The following is a 12,151-nucleotide window of genomic DNA, read 5'->3' as shown; positions in this document are numbered from 1 at the left end:
GCAAAGCAGGAATGCGGGGCGGCGATCAGTCGCCGCCCCGCGGTTACACGTCACGGACATTGGGGACCCATGACCAAATCCGAATTGATTGAGGCGCTGGCACGGCGTCAGACCCATCTCGCGTTCGCCGACGTGGAGTTGGCGGTCAAAAGCGTGATCGAACAGATGAGCCACGCCTTGTCCAATGGCGAGCGCATCGAGGTCCGAGGCTTCGGCAGCTTCGCGCTGCACTATCGTCCGCCGCGCATGGGACGCAATCCCAAGACCGGCGACGCCGTGGCCCTACCGGGCAAGCATGTCCCGCATTTCAAGCCGGGCAAGGAATTGCGCGAGCGCGTCAACTTGAATCTGGAGTGATTCCCGGTCACGGGCATCGCTTCGGATTGTTTTGGGAGGCAGGCGGCGACGAGCCGATCCTGCCTTCTTTTTTGCGTCGCGGCGATGACCAGCGGATGTCGCAAGCGCAAAAAGGGAATCCATCTTCCAGTTTATGAAGCACGGCCGAATGGCCGCCTGTGACGGCTCCCGGCAATCGGGTAAAGTCGCGCTATGCGACTGATCGTTACGCTGATTCTCCTGCTCTTCATCGCGGCCGGCATCGTGCTTGGTGCACTCAATGCCGATCTGGTCGGCTATGACCTGGGCTTCGTGCGCCTGTCCCTGCCCAAGGGAGCGGCCCTGCTGCTGGCGCTGGTGATCGGCTGGCTGCTGGGCGGACTCACCGCGTGGCTGGGCGTCAGTTCCAGGCAGCATCGCCTGCGTCGCAGGGCTCTGGGCCAGGCCGGTGGCAAGACCAAGACTTCTCCGGCTGGTGCATGAGCGCGCTTCTGTACGTACTCATCCTGCTGGTACCCGCAGCATTCGCCAGTGGCTGGTGGACCGCCCGCCGCGCCGGCGTGCGGCGTTCGGGCGCACAGGTCAGCGAGCTGTCGTCCGATTACTTCCGCGGCCTGAACTACCTGCTCAACGAGGAGCAGGACAAGGCCATCGAGGTGTTCCTCAAGCTGGCCGAGTACAACCGCGACACGGTTGAAACGCATCTTGCGCTGGGCAACCTGTTCCGTCGCCGCGGCGAGGTGGATCGTGCGATCCGCCTGCATCAGCACCTGGTCTCGCGACCGGGCCTGTCCGATGCGATGAAGACCGTCGCCTTGCTGGAGCTGGGCGAAGACTACATGCGCGCGGGCCTGCTCGATCGCGCCGAAACCCTGTTCTCCGATCTGGTGGCGATGGACGCGCACGCGCCGTCCGCATTGCGCCACCTCATCTCGATTTATCAGCACGAACGCGATTGGCACAAAGCCATCGAACATGCGCGCCGCCTTGAGGCGATGACCGGCGAAGACGAAGCCGGCATGATCGCGCAGTTCTACTGCGAGCTGGCCGAGCAGTCGCGACAGCACGGCGCCCGCCAGGAAGCGCGCGAGTACCTGCGCCAGGCATTCGCCTGCCAGGCCGATTGCGTGCGCGCCTTCATGTTGACCGGACGTCTGTACGCCGAGGAAGGCCAGCATGCGGAAGCAGCCAAGGCCTATGAGCACGCGGTCGAGGCGGACATCGCGTTCGTGCCGGAAATCCTGCCGCCGCTGCTCAACAGCTATGCACGCTCGCAGCAGATGGAGCATGCCGAACATTTCCTGCGCGACATTCTCGAGCGCTACCACGGCATCTCGCCGGTGCTCGCATTGACGCGGCTGTATCAGCAGCGCGATGGCGAGCGAGCGGCGATCGATTTCCTCACTTCCCAGCTTCGCCAGCGCCCTTCGGTGCGCGGACTGATGGCCTTGATCGACGCCACCATGGACAAGATGGAAGGCGAGGCGCGCGAGAATTTCCTGATCCTGCGCGATCTCACCAAGAAGCTGCTCGAGGGCCAGGCGATGTATCGCTGCAGCCGTTGCGGCTTCGGTGCCAAGGCGCACCATTGGCAATGCCCCAGCTGCAAGAACTGGAGCACCATCCGTCCCATCCACGGCGTCGCCAACGAATGAGGCACGGATGACTCCTGCCATGCTAGCGATAGGGATAGTGCTGGCTGCGTGGTTGATTGCGATGGTGGTGGTCCGTGGCGCCATCGCCTATGCGCACCGCCGCGGCATGTTGGATCTGCCCGGGCAACGTCGCTCCCACACCATTCCAACGCCTCGCGGTGGCGGCATCGGTATTGTCGTGGCCGTGCTGCTGACCATGCCGGCGAGCTTGCTGATGCTCCCGGGCGCATGGTCGCCGGGCGTGGCGGGCGCCCTGGCCGCAGGCACGGTGATGGTGGCGGCCGTGGGCTGGTGGGATGATCACCGCTCGCTGCCGATCCTGCCTCGCTTTGGCATCCAGTTGCTGTCGGCAGGGCTGTTCGCGGTAGCGCTTGTCGCGACCGGCATGTCCTGGTGGTGGGTGCCGCTGCTGGTGCTCGCCGGCGGCTGGAGCATCAACCTGCACAATTTCATGGATGGCATCGATGGGTTGTTGGCCCAACAGGTGATCTTCGTCGGGCTGGGCCTGGCGCTGCTCGCCTATGCCGCCGTCCAGCCGGCCCTGGCGACCGGCTGCTGCTGCCTGGCCGCCGCGGCGCTGGGTTTCTGGTACTTCAACCGGCCCCGGGCCCGTATTTTCATGGGCGATGTGGGCAGCGGCACCATGGGATTGCTGATTTTCGCCCTTACCGCAACGCTCTGGCGGGTTGACGGGCACTTACTGTGGCCTGCTTTGATCCTCAGTTCATCTTTTGTAGCGGACGCTAGCCTTACCCTGTTGGGACGGATGGCAAGTGGCCGCCGTTGGTACACTGCACATCGTGAACACCTGTACCAGTGGATGGTACGCAGTGGGTTCACGCATGCCACGGGGGGGGCGTGCTATCTGGTGTGGACCGTGTTGGTAGCAGCGCCGCTCGCGCTGCTCGCATGGGCCAGGCCAGCATGGTCGGTACCGGTCTTCATCGGTACCTACCTGATAGCGACCGCCGTCTGGATCTTGATGAAGCGCCGATGTCTGCGGCGCGTTATGGACAAGGGTCTTCATGTCGCTACGTAAATGGGTCGGTGTCATTCATCCGCGAACGGCCGTGGTCCTCCACGACCTGCTGATGGCTGCGCTGGCGTGGTGGGTGGCCAAGGCGCTGCGCTACGCGATGATCGACAACGCGGCGATCGGCTTCCATGCGCTCGAATTTCCGCTCGTGCTGCTGGTGCAGGGCGCCGTGCTGAGCTGGACCGGCCTGTACAAGGGCGTCTGGCGCTTCGCCAGCCTGCCTGACCTATGGAACATCCTGCGTGCCGCGATCATCGGCGCGCTGGCCATCGCGGCCGTGCTGATCCTCTACAACCGCCTGGCCGATGTGCCTCGCTCGGTGCTGCTGTTGTATCCGGTGGTGCTGGCGGTGCTGTTGGGCACGCCGCGCCTGGCGTATCGGTTCTGGAAGGACAGCCGCGTCGACCTGTTCCAGGCCAAGCCCGCGCAGCGTGTGCTGATCGTGGGCGCGGACCGCGCGGGCGAAGCATTGTCGCGCGACCTGCATCGCGACAACGGCTTCACCGTGGTCGGTTTCGTCGACGACAAGGAAAGCCTGCGCGGCGCCAGCATCAACGGTCGCCCGGTATTGGGGCGCATCGACCAGCTGCCCGAACTGGCCCGCGAAGTGGCGGCCCAGATGCTGCTGATCGCCATGCCCGGTGCTTCCACCCAGGAAATGCGCCGGGTGGTGGAGTTGTGCGATCTGAGCGGATTGCCTTACCGCACGGTTCCCAAGCTGGAAGATGTCGTGTCCGGCCGCGCGCACTTCAACGAGATCAAGGAAGTCGCCATCGAGGACCTGCTCGGCCGCGATACCGTCGAACTCGATTGGACGGCCATTCGCGTCACGCTCACTGGTCGCCGCGTGCTGGTGACGGGCGGCGGCGGCTCGATCGGTTCGGAACTGTGCCGCCAGGTGGCACGCCTCGGCGCACAGGCGCTGTGCGTGGTCGACAACTGCGAATTCAACCTCTACCGGATCTCGCAGGAACTGCGGGCCGAGTATCCCGAGCTGATCTTCGAAGGCGTGCTGGCCGATTGCGGCGATGCTGCCGCCATGCGCAAGTTGTTCAGCGAGTACAAGCCGCAGGTGGTGTTCCACGCGGCGGCCTATAAGCATGTGCCGATGTTGCAGACGCAGCTGCGCGCAGCGTTCCGCAACAACGTGCTGGCCACGCGCAACGTGGCCGATCTGGCTGACCGCCACCAGGTGGAGGCCTTCGTGCTGATCTCCACCGACAAGGCCGTCAACCCGACCAGCGTGATGGGTGCCTGCAAGCGTCTGGCGGAAATCTGGTGCCAGAACCTCAACGAGCATTCCAACACGCACTTCATCACCGTCCGTTTCGGCAACGTGCTCGATTCGGCCGGCTCGGTGGTGCCGCTGTTCCGCGAGCAGATCCGCAACGGCGGTCCGCTGACCATCACGCATCCGGAAATCTCGCGCTACTTCATGACCATTCCGGAGGCCTGCCAGCTCATCCTGCAGGCCGCCAGCATCGGCAAGGGCGGTGAGATCTTTGCGCTGGACATGGGCGAGCCGATCAAGATCCGCGATCTGGCCGAGCAGATGATCCGCCTGGCCGGCCGCAAGCCGGGCACGGAGATTCCCATCGTCTACACCGGCCTGCGCTCGGGCGAGAAGCTGTTCGAAGAATTGTTCCATCCGCTCGAGAACTACATCGAGACGACGCACGCGAAGATCTTCCTCGCGCAGTACCGTCCGGTGAAGTGGGATGTGCTCAACATGCAGATGGCCAAGGCAGCGGATGCTGTGGTGGCTTACGACGAGGACACGCTGCGTCAATGTGTCTCCCACCTGTTGCCGTCGTTCCGATGGAGCGAAACGGTGCAGGCGGGTAACGTGGTGACGCTGCGCCGCACTGAATCAGGAGAGAAGTAAGTGAGCAAGCCGTTGCGCAAGGTGGTGTTTCCCGTGGCGGGTCTCGGCACGCGTTTCCTTCCCGCGACCAAGGTGGTCGCCAAGGAAATGCTGCCGGTGCTGGATCGCCCGTTGATCCAGTACGCGGTGGACGAAGCCGTGGATGCCGGTGCCGACACCCTGGTGTTCGTCACCAATCGCTACAAGCACGCCATCGCCGACTATTTCGACAAAGCCTACGAGCTGGAAGCGAAGCTGCAGGAGAAGGGCAAGGACGAATTGCTGGCGCTGGTGCAGGGCACCTTGCCCCGGCACGTGCGCGCGATCTTCGTGACGCAGCCCGAAGCCCTTGGCCTCGGCCATGCCGTGTTGTGCGCCAAGCCGGTGGTGGGCGACGAGCCCTTCGGCGTGGTGTTGCCGGACGACCTGATCTGGAATCAGGGCAAGGGCGCCTTGCGCCAGATGGCCGAGCTCGCCGAGTCGGCCAATGCCGGCGTGATTGCCGTGGAAGAAGTGCCGCACAGCGATACCGACAAGTACGGCATCGTCGATGCCACCCGGTTGGACGAGCGCAGCGCCAAGATCCGCCACATGGTGGAAAAGCCCAAGCCGGCGGATGCGCCGTCGAACCTGGCGGTGGTCGGCCGTTACGTGTTGCCGGGCCGCATCTTCCAGTTGCTCGAGCAGACCACGCCCGGCGCCGGTGGAGAAATCCAGTTGACCGACGCCATCGAGGCGCTGCTCAAGGAGCAGGGCAACGTGCTGGCCTACCGTTTCGAAGGCACGCGTTTCGACTGCGGCAACAAGGCCGGCCTGGTGCGCGCCACCATGCACATGGCGTTGCAGGATCCCAAGCTTGCCCCGGTCGTGCGCGAGTTGATGGCAACCCTGTGATTTGAACCCGAGATGCCGGCTCCGGCCGGCATCTCGCCGGTCGCGCGCAATGCGGACCAAGGACATTCTCAAAGGGGCTCGGATGCCCATGCGTCGCTGACGCAACCATGCCAGAATCCTTGCCGTGCTTTGCCATCTTTGGCGAGCAACCTGTGCTTGGGGTAAGCCGGTGGTGTTCTGTCCGCTTCGCAAGAGGCGGGCGTTTTGGCGCACCTGAGCGGCACCGGAATCGGCTTGCCCGAGGAATGTTCTGATCGATTGCGCCACTCGAATCGATCACAGTGTCCCCAGTCGTGTTCATTGGATGAAAAACGGGAAGGCATCATGGATCTGCTGCGATTTCTGCTGTTGCTGCCTCTGCGCCTGTTGCGCGGGATTCTGGCGGGCCTGGGCCTGATACTGCGTCCGTTGTTCGGACAGGTCAGCTGGTCGGCACCTGCCTGGTTGCCTGAGACCGGCGGCTGGATTCGCCATCGCCCGGTGCATGCCGCAGGCGTACTGGTCGCGACGCTCGTACTCGCTGCCGCAGGCTGGTTCGGCTGGCAGTGGTACAAGAACCGGCCGCAACCGGTGGAACCTTCGCGCATCACGCTGAGCGCTTCCGCGCCGTCGATCACCGACTATACGAAGCAGCCAATCGCCATCAATCCGCTGATGGTGACGTTCTCCGGCTCCGCCGCGCCGATCGAGCAGGTCGGCAAACCCGTGACGGCCGGCATCGTCATGCAGCCCGCGGTGAAAGGGCAGTGGACGTGGCTCGACGACCGCACGCTGCGCTTCGTTCCCGCCGAGGACTGGCCGGTCGGCAAGCACTACGAGGTGCGCTTCGATGTCGCCAAGGCATTCGCCAAGCAGGTGTTGATGGCGGACGACCACTTCGAATTCGACACGCCCGCGTTCGAGGCGAAGGCGGAGAAGGGTGAGTTCTACCAGGACCCGCAGGACGCCACGGCGAAGAAGACCATCCTGCCGGTGACGTTCAATTATCCGGTCGACTCGGCGGATTTCGAGAAGCGCATCGAGGTGGGCCTGATGCAGCGCGCGGGCCGCGACGTGCCGTTGAAGTACACGGTCACCTACGACCAGTACAAGCTGCATGCCTGGATTCATTCGCAGCCGTTGTCGTTGCCGCGCGACGAAAGCGCTGTGTCTTACACCCTCGCCAAGGGCCTGCGCAGCACGCGTGGCGGCGACGGTACCGCTGCCGAGCTGAAGACGCAGGTGCGCGTGCCCGGCCTCTACAGCCTCACCATCGACGGCATCGAGCCGACCCTGGTCGACAACGAAAAATACGAACCCGAACAGGTGTTGCTGGTCAACGTCGGCGGCGCCGTGCGCGACACCGAGCTGGCCGGTCTGATCAAGGCGTGGGTGCTGCCGGCGCGCAAGGCCGGCGAGCCGCAGGATGAGGATGCGCCGCCGTATCCGTGGAGCGAAGGAGAAGTGGGCGAAGCGGAACTGCGCCAAGGCCAGCCGTTGAAGCTGGAAATGGTACCCACCGAAAACGACTACGATGCCGTGCAAAGCTTCAAGTTCCACGCCTCGCCCGGACAGCGCGTGTATGTGCACGTGGACAAGGGGCTGAAGACCTTCGGTGGTTACATCCTGGGCAAGCCCTATGGCCGCGTCGTCACGGTGCCCAACTATCCCAAGCTGCTCCGCTTCATGGCAGATGGCTCGCTGCTGTCGATGTCCGGCAGCAAGCGCATCTCGGTGGTGTCGCGCAATCTGCCTGGCATGCGCGTGGAAATTGGCCGCGTGCTGCCCGATCAGCTGCAGCATCTGGTCAGCCTCAACCAGGGTTCGTATGCGCATCCGGAATTGAGCTATGCGTTCAGCGAGGATCACATCGTCGAACGCTTCGAGCAGAAGCGCAGCTTCCCCAAGGGCGATCCGGCCAAGGCCCATTATGAAGGCGTCGATCTCGCCCAGTATCTGAAGGAAGGCAAGCGGGGTGTGTTCCTGCTGCACCTGTCCAGCTACGACGCTGCGGCGGAAAAGAAGCGGGAAGATGCCCGCAAGGCAGCCGAGAACGAGCCACAGGCCGCGCCCACCAACGATGCCTCGGATGGCCAATCGGACGAGGGCGATGGCGAAGGCGAGATGTCGGAAAACGACAACGACGACGGCAGCACACCGGCCGCCGACACCCGCATGATCGTGGTCACCGATCTGGGCATGTTGGTGAAGCGTTCGCTGGACGGCAGCCAGGACGTGTTCGTGCAATCCATCCACTCCGGTGCACCCGTTGGCGGTGCGTCGGTGGCCGTGCTGGCGGTAAATGGCCAGACGCTCTTCAGCGATACCACCTCGGCCGACGGCGTGGTGCATTTCCCCACCTTCAAGGGCCTGGAGCGCGAGAAGCAGCCGACGCTGTACGTGGTGAAGAAGGGCGACGACCTGTCGTTCCTGCCGATCGGCGGCTCCAGCAGCTACGACCGCAAGCTCGACTTCTCGCGCTTCGACGTGGGCGGGGAGCGCAATGCGCAGAACGAAGGCCAGCTGTCCGCTTATCTGTTCTCCGATCGCGGCATCTATCGCCCCGGCGACACCTTCCACGTGGGACTCATCGTGCGCGCGGCCAGTTGGACGCGCAACGTGGTGGGCGTGCCGCTGCAGGCGGAGATCGTCGATCCGCGCGGCATGACGGTGAAGCAGCTGCCAATGTCGATGGATACGTCCGGCTTCGGCGAGCTCGAGTACGCGCCTTCGGAAACGGCGCCCACCGGCACCTGGACGGTGAATCTCTATATCGTCAAGGACGGCAAGGCCAGCGCGCAGATCGGCAGCACCACCGTGCAGGTGAAGGAATTCCTGCCCGATCGCATGAAGGTGGAAGCCAAGCTCGCCGGCCAGGTGCCCGAGGGCTGGGTCAAGCCCGACCAGATCAAGGGCATCGTCGACGTGATGAACCTGTTCGGCACGCCGGCAGCGGATCGTCGCGTGGAAGCGTCGCTCACCTTGCGTCCGGCATGGCCGGCCTTCCGCAGTTGGCCCGACTATCACTTCTACGATGTGCGTCGCGCCAAAGAAGGCTACGAGGACAAGTTGCAGGACGGCAAGACCGACGACAAGGGTCACGCCGAGTTCGATCTCGACCTGAAGAAATACGCGGACGCCACCTATCAGCTGTACTTCCTCGCCAAGGCTTACGAGCCCGAGGGTGGTCGCAGCGTGGCCGCGGCGGCGCAGACGCTGGTGTCGAGCAACGATTGGCTGGTCGGCTACAAGTCGGTCGACAATCTCGACTACATCAACCGCGATGCCCCGCGCAGCGTCCACCTGGTGGCGATCGATCACACCGCCAAGTCGATGGCGCTGAAGGATCTGAAAGCCCGCCTGATCGAGCGGCGCTACATCTCGGTGCTGACCAAGCAGGACTCGGGCGTTTACAAGTACCAGTCCAAGCTCAAGGAAGTGCCGCTCAACGAGCAGCCGCTGGCGATTCCGGCAAACGGCATGGACTACGCCTTGCCCACCGATAAGCCCGGCAACTACGCGCTGGTGATCGTGCGCAGCAGCGACGGCGTGGAAGTGAATCGCGTGGAGTACTCCGTGGCCGGCGCGGCGAACGTGTCGCGCTCGCTGGACCGCAACGCGGAGCTGCAGCTCAACCTGAGCAAGCAGGACTACGCGCCGGGCGAATCGGTGGATATCGCCATCCGCGCACCCTATGCGGGCAGCGGCCTGATCACCATCGAGCGCGACAAGGTCTACGCGCACGCTTGGTTCCATGCCGATACCAGCAGTTCGGTGCAGCACATCACCGTGCCGGCGGATTTCGAAGGCAACGGCTATATCAACGTGCAGTACATCCGCGATCCCTCGTCGGATGAAATCTTCATGAGCCCGCTCAGCTATGGCGTGGTGCCGTTCTCGGTCAATCTGGATGCGCGTCGCAACGCGATCAAGGTGGAATCGCCCGCACTGGTGAAACCCGGCGAGACGGTCACGTTCAAATTGAGCGCGCCGCAACCTACGCGTGCCGTGGTGTTCGCGGTGGACGAGGGCATCCTGCAGGTGGCGCGCTACAAGCTGGGCGATCCGCTGAAGTTCTTCTTCCGCAAGCGCATGCTGGAAGTGGGCACCTCGCAGATCCTCGACCTGATCCTGCCCGACTTCGAGAAGCTGATGGCGATGGCCGCGCCCGGCGGCGACGCCGACGGTGCGATCGGCCGCCAGCTCAATCCGTTCAAGCGCAAGCGCGACAAGCCGGTGGCCTACTGGTCCGGCATTGTCGAGGTGAATGGCGAGAAGGAGCTCACCTATCAGGTGCCGGACTACTTCAACGGCAAGCTGCGCGTGATGGCGGTGGCCGTGTCGCCGGATCGCATCGGCACCTATGAAGGCAGCACCACGGTGCGCGGCGATTTCGTGTTGTCGCCGAACGTGCCCACCACGCTGGCGCCGGGCGATGAGGTCGAGGTCAGCGTCGGCGTGGCCAACAATCTCACCGGTCTCGGCGGCAAGCAGGTGCCGGTGGCGGTGACCCTGAAGACGGGGCCGCAATTGCAGGTGATCGGCGCGCCCAACCAGAGCCTCAACCTCGGCGAAATGCGCGAGGGCGTGGTGACGTTCCGCGTGAAAGCAACCGACAAGCTCGGTTCGGGCAATCTCAGTTTTGTCGCGGGCTACGGCGACAAGTCGGCGCGCCAGAGCGTGGACGTTTCCGTGCGGCCGGCATCGGCCTATCGCACCCAGGTGGATGTGGGCCGCGTGGACGCGGGCAGCAAGCAGGATCAGCCGGACCTGCGCAGCCTGTTCAGCGAGTACGCGTCGCGCGACGCCGCCATCTCCAATATCCCGGTGGTGCTGTCGAGCGGCCTGACCACGTATCTGGTGAATTTCCAGCACTATTGCAGCGAGCAGATCGTCAGCTCCGCCATGCCGCGGCTGGTGCTGTCGAAGTGGCCCCAGGTGAAGGTGTTCGCCGATGCCTTGCAGCCGGCGATGAGCGGCAAGAAGCTGACCAACGAAGAGGCTTTGACCCAGTTCCTGGACGTGTTGCGTGCGCGCCAGAACGGGCAGGGCGGCTTTGGCCTGTGGTCCGCGACGCCGGATTCCAATCCGTTCGTGTCCACCTATGCCATGCACTTCATGCTGGAAGCGCGCGATCGTGGCGTGGCCATTCCGCGCGACATGTTCGACGCCGGCAACAAGTACCTGCATCAGCTGGCCAGCGACGACACGCTGGATGGTCTGGACCTGCTACGCCAGCGCGCCTACGCCGTTTACCTGCTCACCCGCCAGGGCAACGTCACCACCAATGACCTGGCGGCCGTGCAGAAGCGCCTGCAGGACGCGTATCCGAACGAGTGGAAGAACGATCTGGCCGCTGCGTGGCTGGCGTCGTCGTACCAATTGCTCAAGCAGGACAAGCAAGCCGCGCAACTGATGGCCGGCCCGCAGAAACTGCTGGAGCGCAATACGGGCGACAAGGACTATCGCTACGGCTACTACTACGACTCGTTGATCCGCGATGCGAGCACCTTGTATCTGCTGGCTAAACACTTCCCCGAGCGCAGCCGTGCACTGTCGCCTCGCGTGATGGAGAACATCACCGAGCCGCTCGAACACGGCTGGTACAACACGCTGTCCTCGTCGATGGTGTTGCTGGCGCTGGATACCTACGCTTCGCAGAACGAAGGCCAGCTGGACAAGCTGCGTATCGACCAGGTGCAAACCGATGGCGCGGTAAAAGCCATCGCGGCGTTGCAGGGCAACCTGTTGCAGGCCGGTAGCTGGGACGCCAACGCCAAGCGCCTGCGCTTCACCAACGACAGCACGCTGCCGGCATGGCGTGTGGTGAGCCAGGGTGGTTTTGATCGCGATCAACCGGCCAAGGCGATCAAGGAAGGGCTGGAGATCACGCGCGATTACACCGACGTCAACGGCAAGGCCATCGACAAGGTGACGATCGGCCAGGAGATCGACGTGCACCTGAAGATTCGCGCCACGGACGACCGCGGTCTGGACAACGTGGCTATCGTCGACCTGTTGCCCGGCGGCTTCGAGCCGGTGATCCAGCCGCCGGCGGCGGTGACGGATCAGCAGCAGGACGGCAGCGAGCAGAGCGATGCCGGTGGCGACAGCGAGGTCAAGGCCAGCGAATGGCGTTCGCCGATTGGCGTGGGCAAATCCAGCTGGGCGCTGCAGTACGCCGATGTGCGCGAGGATCGCGTGGTGCTTTACGGCTCGGCCACGCCCAGCGTGGGTGAGTTCGTGTACCGCATCAAGGCCACCAACGCGGGCAAGTTCATCGTGCCCCCGGCCTATGGCGAGGCGCTGTACGACCGTCGCGTGCAGGCACGTACGGCCGGCGGCGTGACGCTGGAGGTTGTCCGCCAGCCTTGATGAAGGCGGAGC

General features: G+C 64.1%; 7 protein-coding genes. All 7 read left to right on the top strand.

What is annotated here, in order from left to right; genetic code table 11:
- Positions 1-69 precede the first annotated feature (69 nt).
- The 7 genes from ACN9MB_RS12800 (at position 70) to ACN9MB_RS12770 (ending at position 12,139) form a co-directional block, all read left to right on the top strand.
- Positions 70-357, top strand: coding sequence for an integration host factor subunit beta (locus ACN9MB_RS12800; RefSeq protein WP_019466989.1), 288 nt, complete (start codon positions 70-72; stop codon positions 355-357).
- A 192-nt stretch (positions 358-549) separates the two neighbouring features.
- Positions 550-819, top strand: coding sequence for a DUF1049 domain-containing protein (locus tag ACN9MB_RS12795; RefSeq protein ID WP_204636275.1), 270 nt, complete (start codon positions 550-552; stop codon positions 817-819).
- The gene (gene lapB, locus ACN9MB_RS12790; protein ID WP_204636276.1) at positions 816-1,991 is read left to right on the top strand and encodes a lipopolysaccharide assembly protein LapB; all 1,176 of its coding nucleotides are present in this window, start codon (positions 816-818) and stop codon (positions 1,989-1,991) included. Before ACN9MB_RS12795 ends, lapB begins: the two co-directional genes overlap by 4 nt.
- Positions 1,992-1,998: 7 nt before the next feature.
- On the top strand, positions 1,999-3,030 hold the full coding sequence (locus ACN9MB_RS12785; RefSeq protein WP_426269115.1) for an MraY family glycosyltransferase: 1,032 nt from the start codon (positions 1,999-2,001) through the stop codon (positions 3,028-3,030).
- The gene (locus tag ACN9MB_RS12780; RefSeq protein WP_204636278.1) at positions 3,017-4,912 is read left to right on the top strand and encodes a polysaccharide biosynthesis protein; all 1,896 of its coding nucleotides are present in this window, start codon (positions 3,017-3,019) and stop codon (positions 4,910-4,912) included. The genes ACN9MB_RS12785 and ACN9MB_RS12780 overlap by 14 nt, the downstream gene beginning before the upstream one ends.
- A complete protein-coding gene (gene galU, locus ACN9MB_RS12775; RefSeq protein WP_204636279.1) occupies positions 4,913-5,785 on the top strand; it encodes a UTP--glucose-1-phosphate uridylyltransferase GalU in 873 nt (290 codons plus the stop codon).
- Positions 5,786-6,109: 324 nt separating this feature from the next.
- Positions 6,110-12,139: an MG2 domain-containing protein gene (locus ACN9MB_RS12770; RefSeq protein WP_426269114.1), complete on the top strand. Its 6,030-nt coding sequence runs from the start codon at positions 6,110-6,112 to the stop codon at positions 12,137-12,139.
- Positions 12,140-12,151: the final 12 nt, after the last annotated feature.

The sequence above is a fragment of the Dyella kyungheensis genome, assembly GCF_049913195.1.
GTDB classification, from domain to species: Bacteria; Pseudomonadota; Gammaproteobacteria; order Xanthomonadales; family Rhodanobacteraceae; genus Dyella; species Dyella kyungheensis.
This window is presented reverse-complemented; position numbering and strand designations above follow the sequence as displayed.